Origin of the sequence: Microbacterium shimangi (assembly GCF_043556445.1) — a bacterium.
Lineage (GTDB): Bacteria > Actinomycetota > Actinomycetes > Actinomycetales > Microbacteriaceae > Microbacterium.
Map to the genome: position 1 here is coordinate 889,077 of NZ_JBIGII010000004.1, position 19,932 is coordinate 909,008.

The window sequence follows — 19,932 nt, forward strand, 5'->3', positions numbered from 1 at the left end:
GCCGCGTCAAACTCTTGCGCGCCGCACGCGCGGCCGTAGGACGCCCGCGAAACGCAAAGCGGGCCGGAACCCGAGGGTCCCGGCCCGCATGAGCTAGAGCGTCAGATCAGCGGCTCGAGAGACGCTCGCGCAGTGCCGCGAGTGCCTCGTCGTCGGCCAGGGTGCCGGCCGAAGACGACTCCGAGGTGAACGACGAACCGGTGCCGGCGCCGAAGTCGGTGCTCGACGGGGTCGACGTGGAGGTCGGGGCGTTCGCCTCGGCCTCGGCGGCCTTGGCGACAGCGGCCTTGTGCGACTCCCAGCGAGCCTGGGCAGCAGCGTATTCCTGCTCCCACTTCTCGCGGGCCTCGTCGGAACCTTCGACCCAGGCCTGGGTCTCGACGTCGAAGCCCTCGGGGTACTTGTACTCCCCCAGGTCGTCGTACTCGGTGACCATGCCGTAGAGGGCCGGGTCGAACTCGGTGCCGTTGGGGTCGACGGACTCGTTGGCCTGCTTCAGCGACAGCGAGATGCGGCGACGCTCGAGGTCGATGTCGATGACCTTGACGAAGACCTCTTCGCCGACCGAAACGACCTGCTCGGCGAGCTCGACGTGCTTGCCCGAGAGCTCCGAGATGTGCACGAGGCCCTCGATGCCGTCGGCGACGCGAACGAACGCACCGAACGGAACGAGCTTGGTGACCTTACCCGGTGCGATCTGGCCGATCGCGTGGGTGCGGGCGAATACCTGCCACGGGTCTTCCTGCGTCGCCTTGAGCGAGAGCGACACGCGCTCACGGTCGAGGTCGACCTCGAGGATCTCGACGGTGACCTCCTGGCCAACCTCGACGACCTCGGACGCGTGCTCGATGTGCTTCCACGAGAGCTCGGAGACGTGAACCAGACCGTCGACGCCGCCCAGGTCGACGAACGCACCGAAGTTGACGATCGACGAGACCGTGCCCTTGCGGACCTGGCCCTTGTGGAGGTTGTTGAGGAACGTGGTGCGCGACTCGGACTGCGTCTGCTCGAGCAGGGCGCGGCGCGAGAGCACGACGTTGTTGCGGTTCTTGTCGAGCTCGAGGATCTTGGCCTCGATCTCCTGGCCGAGGTACGGCGTCAGATCGCGGACGCGGCGAAGCTCGATGAGCGATGCCGGCAGGAAGCCGCGGAGGCCGATGTCGACGATGAGTCCACCCTTGACGACCTCGATGACCGAACCGGTGACGACACCGTCGGTCTCCTTGATCTTCTCCACGTCGCCCCACGCACGCTCGTACTGAGCGCGCTTCTTGGAGAGGATGAGGCGGCCTTCTTTGTCCTCTTTCTGGAGAACGAGCGCCTCGACGTGGTCGCCGACCTTGACGACCTCGTTGGGGTCGACGTCGTGCTTGATGGAAAGTTCGCGCGAGGGGATGACACCCTCGGTCTTGTAACCGACGTCGAGGAGAACCTCGTCGCGGTCGATCTTCACGACGGTTCCTTCGATGAGGTCGCCGTCGTTGAAGAACTTCAGGGTCAGTTCGACCGCGGCCAGGAAGTCTTCAGCAGATCCGATGTCGTTGATCGCGACCTGCTTGGTGGCCGGGGCGGTCGTTGCGGTAGTCATGTAGTGGGTTGTCCTAGAGGGTTGGGTATCGGGCTTCGACCGCGTGGTCGAGTCGAAGCAAAGCGGATTGTCGTTCTGTCACCGACTCGCGCGCAGACATGCCGAACGAGCCACAAAGGTGACATTCCAGGGTAGCAGAATCAGGGCAGATCGAGCGGCAGCTCCCGGCGCTCGTCCCAGGGCTCCGTCCACCCGAGTCGATCGAAGAGGCCGTCGAGCAGCATCGCCGTGAACCCCCACACGAGGTGCGACCCCGTCTCGTGGGGAACGAGGAATCCCGGCCCGCGCCATTCGTGCCCGTCGCGACGAATCACCGTCGACCCTCGATGCGCGGGGTCGAGCAGATCGGCGACCGGTGCGCGGAACACCGCCGCCGACTCGGCGACGTCGACCACACGGACGGGGGACGGATGCTTCCACCACCCGAGAACGGGAGTCACGAGGTGGCGCGAGAACTCGAGCGGAACCTGTGCGAGCGTGCCGAGCACCTCGACGCCGGCCGGATCGAGCCCCGTCTCCTCCTCGGCCTCCCGGAGCGCGGCCGCGACGGCATCGGCGTCGCCCGGGTCGACGCGACCGCCGGGGAAGGCGACCTGACCCGGATGCGCGCGCAGTGTCGCAGCGCGCGCGAGGAGCAGCACGTCGAGGTCTCGCGACACCGCGCGAGCCTGTGCGTCATGACCGCTGGGCAGCGCGTCGAGGACGCCGAAGAGCATGAGGACGGCGGCGGGGCGAGGATCCCGCACCGCGGGGAGGCCTTCGACGAGGGCACCGGTGCCGTTCCTCGCAGCATCGTGAGCGAGGGCGGCGAGCTGTGCCCGCGCGGTCTGCGGCGCGGGTTCGAGAGGCACGTTCTCAGGCTACGCCGGTGCCGCGGGGCTCGCTCCGCGGGCCCCTGATCTGGCCTTTCTTTGGCGGTGCGTCCAGGAACCGCCCAGGTAGGCCGTGCCAGACTCTCGGATTTATGTCCGCGCGAGCGGATTCGACGTACCGCGCCGAGAGCGCGGATCCCCCATACGGAACTGGTTTTATGCATCCGAACACGCCCTCTTCTTCTGCCCGTCGGACCCGCCGTCAGGCCGATCGCCGCAGCCATAACCGCCGCGCGATCGTCGCCACGGGTCTGGCTTTCGGGATCGTCACCGCCGTCGCATTCACGGCGACGGCTCCCCCGGCACAGGCCCAGGCAGAGGCGGGCGCGACGACGCCGAGCTTCTCGCTGGTGTCGTACTCGACACCGCTGAAGCCCACGATCACAACCCCCGCGGTGGAGAAGGTCGCCGTCGCCGAGGCTGACGACGCCGTCGCCGCCGCCGAGTCGGTCACCTCGGCCGCGGAAACCGTGCAGGCCGACATCGCGGCTTCGGGTCTCGACATCGGCGAACCCGACACGACGGTCGACACCGCCGCTCTCGAAGCCGCCGCCGCGCGTCTCGACGCTGCCGAAGTCCTTCCGGCTCCGCTCGTTCCCGATCTCACCGACGATGTGACCGAACTCGTCGCGTCCGTCGACTCACGCGTGAACCAGCTGCGCGGCAGCCTCGATGGCGCCCTGGCGAAGAAGGCCGAAGAGGAGGCCGCCGAGAAGGCGCGTCTCGAGGCCGAGGCAGCCGCAGCGGCCGCAGCGAAGGCGAAGGCCGATGCCGCAGCATCCGCCGCCGACAAGACGACGACCGAGCCGCGTTCGACCGGGTCGACACCGCCGCCCGTAGCGCCGATCCCCACGGGCGACGGCACCGGCGACAACAGTCCCGCGGGAGCGAAGGCCACGGCTCACGCCATGCTCGCCGCGCGCGGGTGGGGCGACGACCAGTACTCGTGCCTCGTCTCGCTCTGGAACAAGGAGTCGGGCTGGAACTACCAGGCCATGAACCGCTCGAGCGGTGCCTACGGCATTCCGCAGGCGCTCCCGGGCAGCAAGATGTCGAGCGCCGGCGCTGACTGGCAGACCAACGCGGCCACCCAGATCGCGTGGGGCCTCGGCTACATCTCGAGCCGCTACGGCGACCCGTGCGGGGCATGGGGCAAGTCGCAGTCTTCGGGTTGGTACTGACCCGCACCGACCCAGTAACGAGAAAGGGCGCCGACGAAACCGTCGGCGCCCTTTCTCGTACCCGTGTCAACCCGGGCCGCGCCTCGCGGTGAAGCCGGCGAACAGGGCGTGCAGCAGCGGGAGGGCCGACACCCACATCAGCACCGTGCCGAAGACGGCGTCGTCGACGCGCAGCACGGCGCCCGCGATGAGGAGCGCCGCGAAGAGCACGGCCGACACGACGCGCCGGCCCATGCGCTCGAGCGAACCGATGCGCCGATCGAGCTTCGGTGTCTGCACCGCGATGCGTCCGTCTTCGATCCGCGTCGCGAGGTCGTCGAACCGCCGCGGCAGACGCGCGGCGAGGCCGGCGAGCGAGACCGCCTCCTTCGCGAACCCCTGCACGACGTTGCCGCCCTCTTCACGGATGAGCCGGTTCGCGTAGGGCTCGACGGCGTCCCAGATGTTGAACGCGGGGTCGAGCGCGCTGGCGTTGCCCGACACGAGCGACATCGCGCGGATGATGAGCAGGAAATTCTCCGGCAACTGAAACGGCAAGGACCGCACGACGTCGCCGAATTCGACCGCGAACGCGCGGAACTCCCGGGGATCGACCTCCTGCAGTTCGGCGAAGCCCATGCCGCCGAAGCGGGCGAAGAGCTGCGTCATCGCGCGTTCCAGCTCGGCGGTGTCGGCCGAGGGCAGGAGCACCCCGACGTCGCGGATGCCGTCGACGAGACCCTTGCCGTCGCGGGACGCGGCCGCGATGAGAAGTCGGCGGAGCCCCCGACGCAGCCCCTCGGGAACCTCGCCCATCATGCCGAAGTCGATGAACGTGAGATGCCAGGCGCGGCCGGCAGCATCCGTTCCCCCGCCGGACCCTTCGACGAGCTCAGGGACCGGCTGGTTCGGCGTCACGAAGATGTTGCCGGGGTGGGGGTCGGCGTGGAAGAACCCGTCGGCGAAGAGCTGGTCGAACATGATCGAGGCGAACTCGATCGCGACCTCGGCCGGGTCGATACCCGCGGCACGGAGCGCATCGACGTCGGTGATCTTGATCGCCGTGACGTCTTGCAGGGTCAACACGCGTCGGGTTGTGCGCTCCCACACGATCTCGGGAACGGAGACCCGCGGGTCACCCTCGAAATCGGCGGCGAATCTCTCGGAGTTCGTGGCCTCTTGCAGGTAGTCGATCTCTTGGAGGCTCGTGTGCGCGAACTCTTCGACGAGGGCGTGCATGTCGACGCGGTCGGACACCAGCCGCACGCGGCTCAGCCACTGGGCGACGCGGCGCAATGCCCGCAGGTCGACGTCGACGATCTGGTCGATGCCCGGGCGCTGGATCTTGATGACGACGTCGGTGAGACCCGTCTCCTCCGCATCGCGGGGCGCAAGGGTGGCGCGGTGCGCTTGCCCGAGGGATGCTGCGGCGAGGGGTGTCGGGTCGACGTACGCGAACGCACGGTCGAGCGACACCCCCAGCTCAGCTTCTGCCAGCGCGCGGATTGCCGCGAACGGCACCGCCGGCACCTCGTCTTGCAGCCCCTCGAGCTCTTTCGTGATCTCGGGCGGCAGCACGTCGAGGCGCGACGACATGAACTGCCCGACCTTGATCATGAGGCCGCCGAGATCGACGGCGAGACCGTGGAAGCGTCGTGCGATGTTCTGCAGTCGCTTCGTGCGGTTGCGCGCCGAGAGGCGGGAGAGCCCGAGTCGGGGCAGGAACAGTTCGAACCACCATGCCTGCACGAGGTATCGCGCAGCGAACCGCGTGATCCTTCGATAGCGGGCACGCATGTCGCCGGCGTCGGCCATTTAATCTCCTTGACGCCGGCGTGCCTCAGGCACCCGGTCGTTCAGATGCAGCGTCAGTCCTGGGCGAGGATGGAGAAGATCTTACGGCGCGCTTCGTCGAGCACGTCGACCGCCTGCTTCACCTGCTCGGGGTTGCCCGAGCGTCCGACCTGAGCGACTGCCTGAGCGAGATCGACGCCGGCCTTCGGGAGCGCACCGGTGCGCAGGTTCTCACGCGTTCCGGAAGCCTCCCACGGGGCGGTGCGATCGGTCTCGGCGCCGGCGACCTCGCGGCCCTCGTCGGTGAGCGAGTAGGTCTTGCGACCCTCGGACTCCGTGGCGCGGATGAGGCCTTCGTCGGCCAGCAGCTGCAGGGTCGGGTAGACCGAGCCGGGGCTCGGCTTCCACGAGCCGCCGCTGCGGTCTTCGATCTCGCGGATGATCTGGTAGCCGTGCATCGGCTTCTCGGCGAGGAGCGCGAGAACTGCGGCCCGGACGTCGCCCTTGCCCATACGGGTGGGGGTGCCGCTGACCTTCTGCTCGAACTGCTTGCCGAACTGCTCCATGGCCTCCCACAGACCGCTCATCGGCCAGCCCTGGCCGGCGCCGCGACCGCGGCCTGCTCCAGCGAATCCGTCGCTTGCGAAGGGATTGCTCATGATGGACCTCCTATATTTGGCCAGGCCCGGGGAGGACTCAGCGATACTCAACGATATATCGCTCAGCGAACTCGGGGGCCGATCTTCAGGCGTTGCTCAGCGAGGGCCGACGCCCTGTGCTGATCAGTCGTGGCCGCCGGCGCCCGGGTCGCGTCGGTGCGCCGCGATGCGCTGCAGTTCGTCTTCGTCGAGGTGCGTGGGCGACTCGCCGTCGTCGCGCGCGTCGCGGGCCGCGCCGATCTCGTCGGCCCCGCCCGGCTCTTCGGACTGCTCGCGGTGGGTCATGCCCCGAACCTACCGCCGGAGGCGCAGCCCGTCAGGGGGTGCGCTGGATCTTCTCCATCGCTTTGCCCTTGGCGAGCTCGTCGATGATCTTGTCGAGGTAGCGGATCTTCTGCATCAGCGGGTCTTCGACCTCCTGCACCTTGACGCCGCAGACCACTCCGGTGATGAGCGAGGCGTTCGGGTTCAGCGGCGCCTCGGCGAAGAACCGCTCGAAGGTCGTCCCGTCGGCGAGGTGGCGCCGCAGGGTCGGCTCGTCGAATCCGGTCAGCCAGAGCACGAGCTGGTCGACCTCTTCTCTGGTGCGCCCCTTGCGTTCCGCCTTCGCCACGTAGAGCGGATAGACGGCCGAGAAGCTCGTCGTGAAGATCCGGTGCACGAGGGAAGCGTAACGAGCGGCGGGTGGGAGCGCAGTAACCTGGACGATCATGGACCTGCGCTGGATGACCGCGCCGGCCGACGATGTCGCCGAGGCCATGGAGTCCGTTCGACGTGAGATGCGGCCCAGTTGGGCGCCGACGAAGCGCCAGGTGCTCTTGCACGTCAACAACTGCCTGCTGCTCTGGTACATGTTCGTGGTCTTCATGTCGATCGGCGTGCAGGTCGATGCCGTCCAAGAGGGTCAGCTCTCTTCCGGCGACATCGCCATCCTCACCGTCACCATGCCGATCCTCGCGGTGTGGCTGGTCGGCACGCTTTTGCTCTATCGGTCGACCAAGAGGCCGCCGTCGGCGCGAGCGCGCCTCAAGGAATGGCGGCGGACGCTCACCGCACGCGCCAATGGCTTCGAGTCCGGCGCGAGCGAGAGGCCGGGGTTCTCGGCGCTCATCACCAGCTCGAGCGTCGGAGTGCGCGCGTATCCGCGGTTCGCCGCCCGTGGGGTCGAGTTCGGCACCCTCAAGGCGCGCGGTCCGCGGGCGACCGCGTGGCAGTACATCGCCGTGACGCTTCCGGCTCCGCTCCCCCACCTCATCCTCGACGCGACGTCGAACAATGGTTTGCGCACCGATCTGCCCGCCGGTGTCGTTCGAGGCCAGCGGCTCTCCCTCGAGGGCGACTTCGACCGGTGGTTCACCCTTTACTCGCCGGTCGAGTACGGCCAGGACGCGCTCTACGTGCTCACGCCCGATCTGATGGCGGCCCTCGTCGACGACGCCAGCGGCTACAACGTCGAGATCGTCGACGACACCCTGGTCTTCTTCACCTCACCCGGGGCCGACTTCTTCACGCCCGAGCAATGGCAGACGGTGGGAGCGGTTCTCGAGCGCGTCGTTCCCCGGGTTGCCGCGAAGGCGAGGCAGTACCTCGACGAGCGCGTTCCCGGGCAGGACGTTCCTCGTGCCCTCGCCGCGGTGCGCGCCACGCTCGATCGTCCCGGCGAGCCGTGGGTACCGCAGAGACCGGTGGTCGGCGATGACGGCCGGCGCCTCGCCGTGCGCAATCGCAGCACCGGCATGGGACCGATCATCGGCGCCGTCGCATGGTTCGTCTTCCGCACGTCGCTCTACGTCGTCCCCGGGCTGTTCGCGTTCGCGGGCTTCATGTCGATCGTCGACGGTCGGTGAACGACTCCTGCGAGAAGAAGGGGTCAGGATGCTGCGGCGAGAGCCGTGAGCGCATCGCCGGTGAGGCGCTGGGTCGTCCATTCGTCCATCGGCGTCGCCGAGATCGCTCGGTAGAACGCGATCGCCGGGGCGTTCCAGTCGAGCACCGTCCACTCGAGCCGCGAGTACCCGCGTTCGACGCAGACCTCGGCGAGTGAGGCGATGAGCGCCTTGCCGTAGCCCCGGCCCCGCTGGGCGTCGTCGACATAGAGGTCTTCGAGCCAGATGCCGTGGCGACCCGTCCAGGTCGAATACGTCAAGAACCAGAGGGCGATCCCGACGATCCGCCCGTCGCGCTCGACGACGTGGGCGAATGCCTGGGGGTTCTCACCGAACAACGTCGCGGTGAGCGCCTCGACGGTGTTGTCGACAGCATCCGGTTCACGCTCGTAATCGGCGAGAGCCTGGATGCAGGCGAGGATGCCGGGTTCATCCCCGGGGCGAGCGGATCGGAGGGTGGCGTAGGTGTCGAGCGAGCGCGGATTCACGGTTCGAGCGTAGACGGGCAGCATTCGTAGCGCGTCGGGTCAGGATGCTGAGGCAGCGCCCGAGTTCTCGGGCTGCTCTTGTCGGAGCCCGGCGAAGAGCAGGTCCACTATGCGGCGCACGTCGTAGTCCGGGTCGGGAACAGCCCAGGCGACGAGGTCGCCGGTGGCGCGCAGCAGTTCGTACGCGCGGATGTCGGCGACGACCTCGCCCGACGCGCGGGCGGCAGTGAGAAGGTCGGTGAGGACCGGCACGAGTCGATCGACGAAGAGCTGGTGGAGTGCTGAGATGCCCGCGGCGTCGCCCTGCCACACGCGCCCGAGGCCGTGCTTGGTCCCCAGGAAGTCGACGAACAGGTGGATCCATTCGACCATCGCCGCGAACGGGGTCGGGGCGGAAGCAAGCAACGTCGGGCCGGCTTCGGCGCACGCGTCGATCTGGTGGCGGTAGACGGCCACGGTGAGATCGGCGCGGCTCGGGAAGTGGCGGTAGAGCGTTCCCATTCCGACGCCGGCGGCCGCGGCGACCTCGCGGACGGTGGCGTCGACCCCCGAGGACGCGAACACACGGGCGGCGGCGTCGAGGATGGCGCGTTCGTTCCGCTCGACGTCGGCGCGCCGGTTCGGAGTCGTCTGCGTGTCGTCCGCCATACGGCTCACGCTAACACGAAACGGAGCGACGCTCCGAAGACGCTTGCGGAGCGGAGCGTTGCTCCGTATCGTGTGCGGAGCATTGCTCCACTTCGAAAGGATCGCCGTGTCTCAGACACTCTCCCTCAAGCCCGTCATCGTGGCCGCTCCCGGCCGTGGTGACGACATCCAACTGCGCGTGACCGCGCCCACCGTCGGTACCGACCTCCCCGTGATCGTCTTCGCTCACGGGTACCACCAGTCGATGTCGTCCTACGACCCGCTCGTCGATCACTGGGCCGCCCACGGTTTCGTCGTCGTCCAGCCGGCGTTCCTCGACGCCGCAGCTCTCGGCCTCACCCCCGCCGACCCGCGCTTCTCCAACATCTGGCGGTTCCGCGTCGAAGACGTCACTCGCGTGATCGACGACCTCGCTCGAATCGTTTCCGAGGTGCCCGGACTCGAGGGTCGCGTCGATCTCGATCGGCTCGCCGTCGCCGGACATTCGTGGGGCGGCCAGAGCGTCGGCATGCACCTCGGTGCACGTGTCGTCCAGGCCGACGGGCGCCCCGGCCCGAGCGTTCTCGATCCGCGCGTCCGCGCCGGGGTACTCCTGGCCGCGACTGGCATCGGCGGCCCAGATCTGACGCCGTTCGCTCAGGAGCACTTCGCGTTCATGAGCCCGGATTTCGACGAGCTGACGACGCCCACTCTGGTCGTCGCCGGCGATCACGATCAGTCCCAGCTCTCGACGCGGGGGCCGGACTGGTTCACCGACGTGTACCGCCTGAGCCCGGGAGCCCGGGCGCTCGTGACGCTGTTCGGCGGCGAGCACTCGCTGGGTGGTATCCACGGCTACAACCAGACCGACACCACCGACGAGGACCCTGCGCGGGTCGATGTCGTACGTCGGGCGTCGACGGCGTTCCTCATGTCAGAGCTCGGAGTCGATATCGGAGCCTGGGACGCGATCGTCGCCACTGCCCTCGACGGCGCGCGCATCGACGTGAAGTAACCGCGCGTCAGACGCGCACAGACGTCGATCTCCCCGCCGGGCGTCCGGCGGGGAGATCGCGTCGGGGAGGTCAGCCGCCGATCGGTGTGGGGTTCGTGGGGTTCGGCGGTACCGGGAGCGACCCGTTGATGCGGTTCTGCGCCTGGCATTTGCTGGTGCAGTTCGTCGCGCCGGCTGAGAGTTCGATCGCGTCTTCGCCGAGGACTCCCCCGAGGCGGCCGCCGGGCTGGACGATCCACTTGGTGACCGTGCCGGTCTGAAGGGTCTTGGTCGCGACCTGGGGGCTGTCTTTACCGAGGAGCATCTGGTGCGCGCCGGTGCCCGCGGTGACCGCGTCGATCCCGTTGCCGAAGTTCACCTTGCCGGTGAACTCGTTCACGAAGTAGAACAGGCCGGGTCCGAGGGTATGGACGAGCTCGACCGGGCCCGCGAACTCGGGCTCCATCTGGAAGATGCCGCCCTGCGCGCCGTCTTTCGCCTGCACCTTGAGCTTGCCCGCCGAGGTCTCGAGGATCACGACGAGCGAGTCGTCTTTCACCTCGAGTCTCGACAGGCGCACGCCGGCTCGCTGCGCGGCGGTGAGGGTGGGCACCTTCGACGCGAACACGACCGTCGGCGTCGTGACCATGCGCTGCCTGTCGGGCGCGCCGGTGAGGGTGTAGTTGTACACGCCGAAGGTCGTTGGATCGATCGTGAAGGTGTTGTTGCGTCCGGTCACCACGATCGGTGTTGACACCGCGAGGTCGCGGAGCTTGGTCTCCTTGCCCACGGCGGCGTTGTAGGTGGTGCCGTTGACGCTGACTGCGTAGTCGCCGCCCGCGGAAGAAGTCTTGGCCTGCGCCGCCGGGCCGGCGAGCAGAACGCCCGCTCCCGCGATCAGGACCGTGGCGAGTATTGCCGTGGAACGCTTCAGAGTGTGGATGCCCATGGTGTGCCTCAATTCGTCAGGTGAAGTGAGTTCACTCTCGGCGGGCGGGTCGGAACGCAGCAATGAGACCTTGGTCGTACGACCATCGTCCGATCGACGCGCGTGCGCTTTCCCGCGAGAGTAAGACGACCGCGTCGGATGGTTCGCGGTCGCGCGGTGCCGGGCGAGAATGAGCGAAGGACGGATGCCATGAAGAATCGAATCCTCGTCGGCGCCGCGGCGATCGCTCTCGCTGCGGTGCCCGCGGTCATCGGACTCTGGGGTAACGCGTCGTTCTCGGGGTCCGTACCCGTTCGGGTTCCCTCTGCGGGTCAGGTCGCCGCGCCGACTCCGGGCGTCCCACCGACGCCGACGCTCCCGCCGACGCCTTCGTCGCCCGTCGAACCGGGCGCCGACGTCGCTCCAGTTCCGGGCGATCAGCCCGCGGAACCGGGCGATGACCGTGACGCTCGGCCGGTCGCTCCTCCCCCGCCCGCCGCTCCGTCGGTGCCACCCGCTCCCCCTGCCGACGACGCCGGCGATGTTCCACGCGATCAGCGCACCGAAGCGGGAGACGACCATGATTCGTCGGGGTACGACGACTCCGACCGTGGCGGCGGCGAAGGAAGCTCTGGGCATGGGCGCGGCGGCAGTGACGACGACGGCGGTCACGGCGGGGATGACTGAGTGGTCTCTGACGCCGCATCCGCTTTCCCCATCGTTCTCGTCGAGGCTCGTCGTTCCGAAGCGCCCGTGCGCGCGCTCTCCACCCGCGCTGTTCTGCTGCGCCTCGTGGCCGGCCTCGTGGCCGTGCTGATTGCAATCGGGGTGCTCGCGTCTTTCGGCGCGCAATGGCTCGCCGAACGGGAGGCCGTCAACGATGCAGCGAATGTGACCGACGTGCTCGCTGACGCGGTGATTCGTCCTGCCCTGACGATCGGTCTCGCCGACGGCGACCCCGAGTCCGTCAGCGCGTTCGACCGGATCATCCGCGACCAGGTGCTCGGCGACAGCGTGGTGCGGGTGAAGATCTGGAACCCGCAGGGTCGTGTGCTGTATGCCGACGAACCCGAGCTCATCGGCCGTTCGTTCGAGCTCGACGAGGCTCAGCGCCAAGCGCTCGCGACCCCGAGTACGCGGGCCGCGGTGTCGGATCTGTCGGAGGCGGAGAACGAATTCGAGAGCGGCGAGCGGCTGCTCGAGGTGTACCGGCCGGTCTGGGCGCCGGACGGGCGGCAGCTGCTGTTCGAGGTGTATCTGCCCTACGAGCCTGTCGCCGCGCGTTCGGCTGAGTTGTGGCGAGGCTTCGCCGGCGTGACGACGAGCAGTCTGCTGCTGCTCGTCGTGCTGATCGCGCCCATCGTCTGGGGGCTCTTGACCCGCCTCCGCCGCGCGGAGGTGCGACGGTCGGAGTTGTTGCAGCAAGCGGTGGATGCGTCGGACACTGAACGCCGCCGCATCGCCGGAACGTTGCACGACGGCCCGGTACAAGAACTCGTGGCGACGAGCTTCGCGGCCGAGAGCGCGGCCGACGCGGCAGGGCGTCGTGGCGACGATGATGCCGCCGCGCAGCTGCGGGAGGTCGCCGGGGCGGTGCGAGGCAACATCCGAGTACTGCGGTCGCTGCTCGTCGACATCTATCCGGCCAGCCTGAGCAGTGCCGGCTTGTCGCACGCCCTGACGGATCTGACCGCGACGGCGCAGACGCGCGGCGTGACCGTCGAGCTCGACGTGCGCACGGCGCTGGATGCCCTCGGCGACGAGCGTCAGCACCTGCTGTATCGCATTGCCCAGGAAGCTCTCCGCAACGCCGTCACGCACGCCGCCCCGTGCGTCGTGCGGATCGGCGTGCATGTCGAAGACGCGTGGCTGGTGATGCTGATCGCCGACGATGGCCCCGGTTTCGATCCGGCGCTCGTGCTGCGCGAGCCGGCGGACGGACATTTCGGTACCCGGGTGCTCGTGGATCTCGCCACGCACGCCGGTGCTGAACTCTCGCTCACCACGGCTCCCGGGGCCGGGACGCTCTGGCGGCTGCGCGTGCCGCTCTTCGAGGACGAAAAGGAAGACTCCCGATGATCCGAGTGCTCGTCGTCGATGATCACGCCATGGTGCGCGAGGGTCTCGCCTCGGTGCTGACCTCCGAGCGAGACATCGAGGTCGTCGCGACGGCGGCGAACGGGGCGGATGCCGTCACGGCCGTCGGTGAGCACGCGATCGATGTGGTCGTCATGGATCTGTCGATGCCCGTGATGGACGGGATCGCCGCGACGCGCGCGGTCCGTGCGGTCACGCCCGGGGTGCGCGTGTTGGTGCTGACGTCGTTCTCGGATCGCGATCGTGTGCGACGGGCGATCGAAGCCGGTGCGACGGGGTACCAGCTCAAAGACGCGGAGCCGGCAGACCTTCGCGCGGCCGTGCGCTCGGTGGCGGCGGGACACGCGCCGCTCGATCCGCGGGTGGCCGGGGTGCTGCTCGCCGTCACACCCGCGAACTCCTCGGGGCTCAGTGCGCGCGAGGAGGAGGTGCTGCGGCTCGTCGCGGAGGGTCTCGCGAACAAGCAGATCGCCGCGTCGCTCGGCATCTCGGAACGCACCGTGAAAGCCCACCTGGGTAGTGTTTTCCGAGAGATCGGTGTCGTCGATCGCACCAGTGCCGCGCTGTGGGCTCGGGACAACCTCGCGCCCGAGGTCGGTTGACGCGGGCTCATGCGGAGTCGATCCCTGAGCCTGTCGAAGGGCCCGGCGGGGTCGAGCGGAGCCGGTCCCTGAGCCTGCCGAAGGGTCCGGCAAGCTCGGGACGTCAGAACGGTGCGGCCCCGCGGGACCCCGCATCGTCGAGCACAGGCCGGAACATCGGCACCTTCCGTTCGGGTTGCACGACGAACCGTCTCCCGCCGGGTGAGAGCCATTCGATCGCGCCACCACTCCCTTCGAGTTGCGTCACTCGCCACCCGCCGTGGTGTTTCACGGTGTGGTGTCCGACGCAGAGCGGGGTGAGGTTGGTGAGTTCCGTTCTGCCACCGTCTTCCCAGGCAACCTGATGATCGATCTGGCATCTGGCGGCGGGTATGCCGCATCCAGGGCCGGAACATCGCTCCGCCCGCCACTTCACCAGCCGTCGCAACGGTTCGGGGGTGCGGTACAGGTCGCGACCGACCGACAAGACCACCCCGGTCTCTGGGTGGGTCAGCACCCGCATCCATCCGTCTGCCCCGCCGCACAGCTCGCGGGCCTGTTCAATCGGGATAGGACCGACTCCCTCCACCACCGCCGGCTCGGTCGGGGCGTGCGCATCGTCGAGGAGCGACAGGACCGGCACGGTGGCGGCAACCGTCGCGCGGATGCCCCGAGCCGCACCCGGGTGCATATCGACCTCGCCGTCGACGAGCAAATCGATCACCGTGTCGGAGCGGAGCTCGTCGAGAGAGCGTTCTTCGCCCTCCTGTTCGGCCAGAACCTTCGCTATCGCCGTGGCACGATGGGCGATCGCCTGAATCTTCACCAGCGACGCGTGGACCAGGAGCCACCCCATCCCGTCCTCGGCGGGTTGCACCACCATGCGCCGCTCCCGCAGCGCCTCGCGGTGCCGCTCACTCAGAGTCGCCGCACGCACCGTCTCGACGAGCGCGCGGAGCTGTCGGCGAAAAGTGCCCAACGGATGACTCTCGGCGAGACCAACCGCGAGCGGAATCACCTGAGCACGCAGTTCGGGCTCGACCGTGTCGACAAGTTCTACGAACACGTCACCGTGACGTTCCGTCGTCCTGGCGTGCGACAACGACTCGAGCATCGTGGGGTACCGGTTCACGAGACCATCGGCGGTGACCAGCATCCGCTCCGCCGCGTTCTCGGTGACCTGAAGCGCGGCCGCCAGCTCGAGCCGAAGTGACCGCCAGATGAGCTCGGTCGTCGCTCCGCGGAATCGATCCGCCTCGGCCATTGCCTCACGACGCAGAGCCTCGACCCGCTGGAATCGCTGCGCGGCGAAGGTCGACATCAACGTCGACACGTCCAGAACATCGTCCAACGCGTCGCGCTCGCCCGTCGCACGCTCCGCATCCGCATCGAACCACTCACGGTCGTCATCGGACAGGGAATCGAACCCGCCCGGCACACCCGATTCCGGGGCCTTGCCCGCGGAGTGTTCGCCGTGTTCGCTCATGATCAAAGACTAGAACGAACCTCCAACACTCGATCTCGGGGGCGCCCTCACGGCAAGCCCGGCCTCGGACGCTTCACGAGCTCAGCGACCGCCCCGCACCACCCGCCCCAGCGCCGGCGTCACGGCCACCGCCGAAACCAACGCGGCCCCGGCGAACGCGGCGGCGTAGCCCACCACCGGGATCGCCGCCCCGACCCCCGCCGCACCGACCGCCTGGCCGAGGATCAGCGTCACGAACAGCAGCGCCGTGCCCGCCGGAGCGCGAGCCGCGTCGATCTGCGCGGTCCAGGCGATGAGCACTCCGCTGCCGGCCGTGTACCCCCACCCGAAGACCGCGAACGCGACGAGCGCCCACCCACCGCCCGCGAGCACCCCGGCCGTGCTCGCGGCGACGGCGGCGGCCGTGACCACCCACGCGGCTCGGGGGCGGAGGTGCCAGCGCGCCGTCACGATCACCGCCGTTCCGCCGACCCCGAGCGCGATCCACGCGGCCATCGAGACTCCCCCCGACGTTCCCGACTCGATCAGGAACGTGCGGCCGTACGTCCACACCGCCGCCGACCCGACCCCGAGCAGGAACGCCGCCGCCAGCACGGCCCGGTGAGCGGCGAACCACGACAGCGGGGGCAACGCCGGCGGTGGCGCGACAGCATCCGCTTCGCTTCGATCCGACACGAGAACGCCCACCGCGGCGACGACCGTGACCACGGCGGCGAGGGCCCACGCGAGCCGCCAATCGGGAGCGAGCAGCAGCGCGAGCGCCCCGGCCAGGATCACCCCGGGCCCGGTGCCGGCGTTGACGATCGCCTGGTGACGCGGGTTCCGCGCCGTCGACGGATTGCGCTGCAATACCGCCACGAGCGCCGGCGAAGCAAGGCCCGCCCCGGCCGAACTCGCGATCGCGAACACGGCGAAGACGAACGAGGTGGGCGCGAGGGCCATACCGAGAGCGCCGATGGATGCTGTCAGACCCGCCACGACGATCAGGCGCCGCGCGTGGCGGGTCGCGGTGAGAAAGCCGAGCAGGGCTCCCGCGCAGTACACGACCGAGGCGCCGGCGGAGACGGCCCCAGCGGCCGCGACGTCGAGCCCGAGGTCGGCCTGCACGTCGGGGAGGAAGAGTCCGAACGCCATGCGCACGAGTCCGTACGCGGCCGCGATGAGTCCCGCACCCGCCGCCACGAGGGGCACGGGCGACGCGGTCCGTAACAAAAACGATCGTTTCACTTTGCGAGTCTAGAGTGTTGTCATGGCCCTTCGCGCGCGCACCGAGACGAAGCTGCTCGACGCGGCCGACGAGCTGTTCTTCCGCCGGGGCATCGCCGCGACGCCGATCGACGCGGTGATCGAACGCGCCGGCGTCTCGGCCGCGACGCTGTATCGCGGGTATCCGAGCAAAGACGCCCTCGTGGCTGCGGCTCTCGAACGCCGCCATCGCGTGTGGATGGAGACGTGGGATGCTGCCCTCGCCGCGCACCACTCCCCCCGGGCGCGGCTGCTCGCCGTGTTCGACGCGCTCGACGACTTTCGTGCCGGCGCGATCGGGTCGCGGTGGTGCGCCTTTCTCGGGTCCGCCGCCGAGTACGCCGACGCTCCGCCCGAGGTCGCGTCAGCGATCCACCGCGACACCGACACGATGCGCGACCGCCTCGCTGAGCTCGCGACAACCGTCGACGCCACGCGCAGCGCCGAGCTGGCCGATCAGCTCGTGCTCGTGATCACGGGCGACCTCGCCATGCGCCTGCGCTCCCCCGCGCACACGACCGCGACCGCGCGCGGGATCGCCGAGGCACTGGTCGACGCCGGAGGGGCTACCGCCACTCCTCGCGCGTGACCGGCGCCGGCAGGTCTTCGCCGCCGCGCCGCGCCTGCGCCATCAGCGCGAGCTGACCGGGGCGATCCATCGCGTGCAGCACGCACGGCCCTACCTCGCGCTGCCAGGCTGCGGCGAACGCTTCGGCGTCTTCGCGTCGTCGGCCGATCGCAGACGGCACCGGAAGGTACTGCTCGCGGCTGCCGGCTCGCAGCACGAACCGCACGATCCACGAGCGCCCGCCGCGGCCCGTCTGCAGCAGAAAGCGGGGGGTGCGCACGGGGCCGAACAGCTCGGCCAGTGCGTCGGCGAAGGTGCGTTGGTCGGCGGGCGCAGCATCCGGAATCTCGATGCTCACCGGCGCGACGCCCTCGCGGGGCGCGCCCTCCCTCACGACCGGCTGTGCGGGACGATCGGCGACGCGGCCCGCCTGCCGCAGGCCGTTCCACACCGCCGTGGCGATGCGCCCGTAGGTCTCGTCGCTGCGTGTGGACTGCGCGCGCGCCTGCCGCCAGGTCGTCCAGACGGGAAGGCCGAACCACACCAGCGCCGCCAGGATCAGCACATCGACGCCCCAGCCGACCTGCGGTCCCGCCATCCACGCGAGTCCGCTGCCCGCGACGGCCAGCGACACCGCTCCCCCGAGCGCACCGGCGAGCACACCCGACGCGCGACGGCTCGTGCGGAACACCGGACTCTCCGCGCGCCGCGCCACCAGCGCGCTCACGCCCTCGCGGTCGACGTACGGCTCGCCGATACGCCAGTCGGCCCGAGTCTGCGACCGCGTCGGCAGGACGAGCATGTCGTTGAGCGCGTCGACGGAGGCGGCAGCATCCTTCCCCACCACCGCGCGCAGCGCCGCCTGCGCCGGTGTCGGTACCGCGATCGACAGCCCTCGCACGATCCGCGACGGCTCGTCGGTGTCGAGCCCCCACAGCCGCGCGTGCTTGCGCCGCAGGCGTGACGCGTCGGGCTGCGCCTCGAGCGGGAACGCCGGGGGCAGCAGCGCGGTGACCGTCCAGTTGTGGGCGACCTTCTCGGCCCAGGCCGGGTCGAGGCGCAGGGTGCGTCCGCGCAGCTGCTGGGTCGCCGAGGCCGTCGCGACCGCCGTCAAGTCGATGAGCGTGTTGACGGCGGGGCAGTCCCAGCCTTCGCCGAAAAGTCCGCGCGTGCCGACGACGACCTGCAGGGTGCCGCGGGTCAGCAGAACGGATGCGGCGCGCACCAGGTGCGCTGCCCCCACCCCCGGCGCGTGCACCTCGGCGACCTGCGCGTCTTCGAGCAGCGGCGCGGCCGCGACCGGCACGCCCAGCAGCTCCTCGAGCGCCGGTACGAGCACGTCGGCGTCGCGCGCGGCGATGCGCGTGTGGCTGCCCGTGACGAGGATCGGTCGCAGGCCGTTCATCGCGGTGTCGGCCGCGATGACGCCGAAGGTGCGGAGTGCTCCGGCGGTGCCGACGAGTCCGCCGCTCTTGTTGCCGTGTTCGGCGAAGTCGGTCACGACGAGCGCGCGCAGACGATCGTCGCCGAGTGCCTCACGCTCGATGCGCAGGATGTCGCAGGCGGCGTAGTCCTTCGCGAGCGACGAGGCAAGCATCGTGTCGACGGGGTCGCGGGTGCGGCGCACGCCCCGGTCGGTGAGCGCATAGCCGAAGTCGGCGAGCGTGCGGCGGATGCGCTCCCACCGCGCCTCTTCGTCAGGATTCGGCAGCAGCCGGTCGAGCGCGAACCGCGCGAGCAGGCGCAGCGACTCGTCGGTGGTCGGGGGCCGACGAGCGACGTCGGGAAGGAGTGAGACGAGCGGATGCTGCGGCGCCGCCGTTGCCAGCATTGCGGCGGCCGCTTCGGATCCGGCGAAGTCGTCGGCGAACGCCTTCGCGAGCTGTTGGTCGTGCTCGGTTCCTTCGGGCGGCGGTTCGAGTTCGCTACGCGCCTCAAGCTCAGGTTGAAGCTTATGGATGAGGAACGCCAGCCCGGTCTCGTGCGCGAACGTGGTGCGCAGCAGCACCGCGAGCCCCTCGGCGTGCGCGGCGAGGAACGCGAGCTCTTCGCGGGTCGGCTCGGCGAACCGCACGAGGTCACGGTAGGGCGCGAGGTTGCCTTCGCGCACGACCGCGGGCACCGGGACCTCGTAGTCGACGTCGCCGAGGAGGGAGGTGTAGTTGTCGTATTCGTCGGCGTCGTCGGGGCTCGGCAGGGTGGCCGTGAGTCCGACGAGCAGGGGCTCGCGCCCCGCGGCCCGGATGCGCGCGGCGAGTGTCGCGACGACGAGCGCCCAGTGGTCGAGCAGGTGGTGGCACTCGTCGAGCAGGATGGTCTCGACCCCGTGCGCGACGAGCCGGTCGATGAGCGCGAGCGCGTTCGGGTGCAGCGCCTGGGCCAGTCGTTCGGGGTCTTCCTTCGTCAGCTGGCGGCGGACGGTGCGCGAACGACTCGCGATGCCGCGCTTGTAGGGCTGCGGGTTGCTCGCCTCGAGGTCGTCGAGCCACTGCTGCGCGGCTTCGGGGGCTCGTCCGTCGTGCTCGAGTTCGGTCAGCCACCGCTGCCGCGCCAGGCCCGCGAACGGGTTGGCGGAGTCGAGCACGCTGAGCGCCTGGTAGGTCAGCGCGGTGAGATCGCCGGGGTGCTCGGGATCTTCCGAGACCGCGCTCGGATCGGGGGCCAGGGATGCTGCTTGCCGCACCCACTGCGCCCGGATCGTGGTCGTCGGGGTCAGGACGACGGTGCGGTGCGCGCGCCGCTGCGCGAGGAGGAGCCCGAGGAGGGTCTTGCCGGAGCCGGGCGGTGCAACGATGTGGAGCGGATCGTCGCCGTCGACGTCGACCCGTTCGAGTACGTCGGCCTGGTAGCGGCGGAGGGTGCCGGTGAAATGCCACGGCGCGAGGGGGTTCAGCGGCGCAGAGGGCATTCGTTCAGCCTAGAAGCCCACGGCGTGTGTCGAATTCCACCGGCGACTGCG

The 19,932-nt window shown here is 69.5% G+C and carries 19 protein-coding genes; 7 read left to right on the forward strand and 12 right to left on the reverse strand.

All coding sequences use genetic code 11. The features are described from left to right. Positions 1-106: 106 nt before the first annotated feature. Positions 107-1,588 carry a 30S ribosomal protein S1 gene (gene rpsA / locus ACFXQA_RS11220; protein ID WP_394519912.1) on the reverse strand — a complete coding sequence of 494 codons (1,482 nt, stop codon included), beginning with the start codon at positions 1,586-1,588 and terminating at the stop codon, positions 107-109. Between the two features lie 140 nt (positions 1,589-1,728). Beyond that, positions 1,729-2,439 carry an NUDIX hydrolase gene (locus ACFXQA_RS11225; protein ID WP_394519913.1) on the reverse strand — a complete coding sequence of 237 codons (711 nt, stop codon included), beginning with the start codon at positions 2,437-2,439 and terminating at the stop codon, positions 1,729-1,731. Between the two features lie 179 nt (positions 2,440-2,618). Here ACFXQA_RS11225 and ACFXQA_RS11230 point away from each other — a divergent pair, with 179 nt between their 5' ends. Continuing rightward, positions 2,619-3,641: an aggregation-promoting factor C-terminal-like domain-containing protein gene (locus ACFXQA_RS11230; RefSeq protein ID WP_394519914.1), complete on the forward strand. Its 1,023-nt coding sequence runs from the start codon at positions 2,619-2,621 to the stop codon at positions 3,639-3,641. A gap of 66 nt (positions 3,642-3,707) precedes the next feature. On the opposite strand, the gene ACFXQA_RS11235 is transcribed toward ACFXQA_RS11230, so the two are convergent. From ACFXQA_RS11235 to ACFXQA_RS11250, 4 genes are all read right to left on the reverse strand, one after another. Then, on the reverse strand, positions 3,708-5,435 hold the full coding sequence (locus ACFXQA_RS11235; protein WP_394519915.1) for an ABC1 kinase family protein: 1,728 nt from the start codon (positions 5,433-5,435) through the stop codon (positions 3,708-3,710). 53 nt (positions 5,436-5,488) lie between these two features. Further along, positions 5,489-6,073 (reverse strand): PadR family transcriptional regulator, encoded by a 585-nt coding sequence (locus ACFXQA_RS11240; protein WP_394519916.1) that lies wholly within the window; start codon positions 6,071-6,073, stop codon positions 5,489-5,491. Positions 6,074-6,196: 123 nt separating this feature from the next. Continuing rightward, entirely contained in the window at positions 6,197-6,358 is a 162-nt protein-coding gene (locus tag ACFXQA_RS11245; RefSeq protein WP_394519917.1) for a hypothetical protein, read from the reverse strand. A 31-nt stretch (positions 6,359-6,389) separates the two neighbouring features. Beyond that, the gene (locus ACFXQA_RS11250) at positions 6,390-6,734 is read right to left on the reverse strand and encodes a DUF2200 domain-containing protein (protein ID WP_394519918.1); all 345 of its coding nucleotides are present in this window, start codon (positions 6,732-6,734) and stop codon (positions 6,390-6,392) included. A gap of 49 nt (positions 6,735-6,783) precedes the next feature. Here ACFXQA_RS11250 and ACFXQA_RS11255 point away from each other — a divergent pair, with 49 nt between their 5' ends. Then, on the forward strand, positions 6,784-7,920 hold the full coding sequence (locus ACFXQA_RS11255; protein WP_394519919.1) for a hypothetical protein: 1,137 nt from the start codon (positions 6,784-6,786) through the stop codon (positions 7,918-7,920). Positions 7,921-7,943: 23 nt separating this feature from the next. Here ACFXQA_RS11255 and ACFXQA_RS11260 read toward each other — a convergent pair whose 3' ends face one another. Both ACFXQA_RS11260 and ACFXQA_RS11265 read right to left on the reverse strand, forming a co-directional pair. Then, positions 7,944-8,447: a GNAT family N-acetyltransferase gene (locus ACFXQA_RS11260; protein ID WP_394519920.1), complete on the reverse strand. Its 504-nt coding sequence runs from the start codon at positions 8,445-8,447 to the stop codon at positions 7,944-7,946. Between the two features lie 39 nt (positions 8,448-8,486). Then, on the reverse strand, positions 8,487-9,095 hold the full coding sequence (locus ACFXQA_RS11265; RefSeq protein ID WP_394519922.1) for a TetR/AcrR family transcriptional regulator: 609 nt from the start codon (positions 9,093-9,095) through the stop codon (positions 8,487-8,489). A gap of 106 nt (positions 9,096-9,201) precedes the next feature. Between ACFXQA_RS11265 and ACFXQA_RS11270 the strand changes: the two genes are divergently transcribed. Next, entirely contained in the window at positions 9,202-10,089 is an 888-nt protein-coding gene (locus ACFXQA_RS11270; RefSeq protein WP_394519923.1) for an alpha/beta hydrolase family protein, read from the forward strand. 70 nt (positions 10,090-10,159) lie between these two features. On the opposite strand, the gene ACFXQA_RS11275 is transcribed toward ACFXQA_RS11270, so the two are convergent. Next, positions 10,160-11,017 (reverse strand): hypothetical protein, encoded by an 858-nt coding sequence (locus tag ACFXQA_RS11275; protein WP_394519924.1) that lies wholly within the window; start codon positions 11,015-11,017, stop codon positions 10,160-10,162. Between the two features lie 189 nt (positions 11,018-11,206). Between ACFXQA_RS11275 and ACFXQA_RS11280 the strand changes: the two genes are divergently transcribed. From ACFXQA_RS11280 to ACFXQA_RS11290, 3 genes are read left to right on the forward strand one after another with little or no spacing between them, the layout of a single operon-like run. Next, entirely contained in the window at positions 11,207-11,683 is a 477-nt protein-coding gene (locus ACFXQA_RS11280) for a hypothetical protein (protein WP_394519925.1), read from the forward strand. Continuing rightward, positions 11,684-13,075, forward strand: a complete 1,392-nt coding sequence (locus ACFXQA_RS11285; protein WP_394519926.1) for a sensor histidine kinase — start codon at positions 11,684-11,686, stop codon at positions 13,073-13,075. It begins immediately after the preceding gene. Next, positions 13,072-13,695 (forward strand): response regulator, encoded by a 624-nt coding sequence (locus ACFXQA_RS11290; RefSeq protein WP_394519927.1) that lies wholly within the window; start codon positions 13,072-13,074, stop codon positions 13,693-13,695. The genes ACFXQA_RS11285 and ACFXQA_RS11290 overlap by 4 nt, the downstream gene beginning before the upstream one ends. A 103-nt stretch (positions 13,696-13,798) precedes the next feature. Here the strand turns inward: ACFXQA_RS11290 and ACFXQA_RS11295 are convergent, their stop codons facing one another. Both ACFXQA_RS11295 and ACFXQA_RS11300 read right to left on the reverse strand, forming a co-directional pair. Beyond that, entirely contained in the window at positions 13,799-15,160 is a 1,362-nt protein-coding gene (locus tag ACFXQA_RS11295) for an HNH endonuclease signature motif containing protein (protein ID WP_394519928.1), read from the reverse strand. A gap of 81 nt (positions 15,161-15,241) precedes the next feature. Then, the gene (locus ACFXQA_RS11300) at positions 15,242-16,387 is read right to left on the reverse strand and encodes an MFS transporter (RefSeq protein ID WP_394519929.1); all 1,146 of its coding nucleotides are present in this window, start codon (positions 16,385-16,387) and stop codon (positions 15,242-15,244) included. Between the two features lie 22 nt (positions 16,388-16,409). Here ACFXQA_RS11300 and ACFXQA_RS11305 point away from each other — a divergent pair, with 22 nt between their 5' ends. Further along, entirely contained in the window at positions 16,410-16,994 is a 585-nt protein-coding gene (locus ACFXQA_RS11305; RefSeq protein WP_394519930.1) for a TetR/AcrR family transcriptional regulator, read from the forward strand. Here ACFXQA_RS11305 and ACFXQA_RS11310 read toward each other — a convergent pair. Then, complete coding sequence (locus ACFXQA_RS11310; RefSeq protein ID WP_394519931.1) at positions 16,972-19,881, reverse strand: DEAD/DEAH box helicase family protein; 2,910 nt, start codon at positions 19,879-19,881, stop codon at positions 16,972-16,974. The genes ACFXQA_RS11305 and ACFXQA_RS11310 overlap by 23 nt on opposite strands. Between the last annotated feature and the right edge of the window lie 51 nt (positions 19,882-19,932).

What these genes read in the sequence shown, in the direction of transcription:
- ACFXQA_RS11245 (WP_394519917.1), bottom strand. Translation starts at nt 6,358, where the DNA reads ATGACCCACCGCGAGCAGTCCGAAGAGCCGGGCGGGGCCGACGAGATC.
- ACFXQA_RS11290 (WP_394519927.1), top strand. Translation starts at nt 13,072, where the DNA reads ATGATCCGAGTGCTCGTCGTCGATGATCACGCCATGGTGCGCGAGGGT.
- ACFXQA_RS11305 (WP_394519930.1), top strand. Translation starts at nt 16,410, where the DNA reads ATGGCCCTTCGCGCGCGCACCGAGACGAAGCTGCTCGACGCGGCCGAC.
- ACFXQA_RS11240 (WP_394519916.1), bottom strand. Translation starts at nt 6,073, where the DNA reads ATGAGCAATCCCTTCGCAAGCGACGGATTCGCTGGAGCAGGCCGCGGT.
- ACFXQA_RS11265 (WP_394519922.1), bottom strand. Translation starts at nt 9,095, where the DNA reads ATGGCGGACGACACGCAGACGACTCCGAACCGGCGCGCCGACGTCGAG.
- ACFXQA_RS11230 (WP_394519914.1), top strand. Translation starts at nt 2,619, where the DNA reads ATGCATCCGAACACGCCCTCTTCTTCTGCCCGTCGGACCCGCCGTCAG.
- ACFXQA_RS11310 (WP_394519931.1), bottom strand. Translation starts at nt 19,881, where the DNA reads ATGCCCTCTGCGCCGCTGAACCCCCTCGCGCCGTGGCATTTCACCGGC.
- ACFXQA_RS11235 (WP_394519915.1), bottom strand. Translation starts at nt 5,435, where the DNA reads ATGGCCGACGCCGGCGACATGCGTGCCCGCTATCGAAGGATCACGCGG.
- ACFXQA_RS11275 (WP_394519924.1), bottom strand. Translation starts at nt 11,017, where the DNA reads ATGGGCATCCACACTCTGAAGCGTTCCACGGCAATACTCGCCACGGTC.
- ACFXQA_RS11255 (WP_394519919.1), top strand. Translation starts at nt 6,784, where the DNA reads ATGGACCTGCGCTGGATGACCGCGCCGGCCGACGATGTCGCCGAGGCC.
- ACFXQA_RS11280 (WP_394519925.1), top strand. Translation starts at nt 11,207, where the DNA reads ATGAAGAATCGAATCCTCGTCGGCGCCGCGGCGATCGCTCTCGCTGCG.
- ACFXQA_RS11295 (WP_394519928.1), bottom strand. Translation starts at nt 15,160, where the DNA reads ATGAGCGAACACGGCGAACACTCCGCGGGCAAGGCCCCGGAATCGGGT.
- rpsA (WP_394519912.1), bottom strand. Translation starts at nt 1,588, where the DNA reads ATGACTACCGCAACGACCGCCCCGGCCACCAAGCAGGTCGCGATCAAC.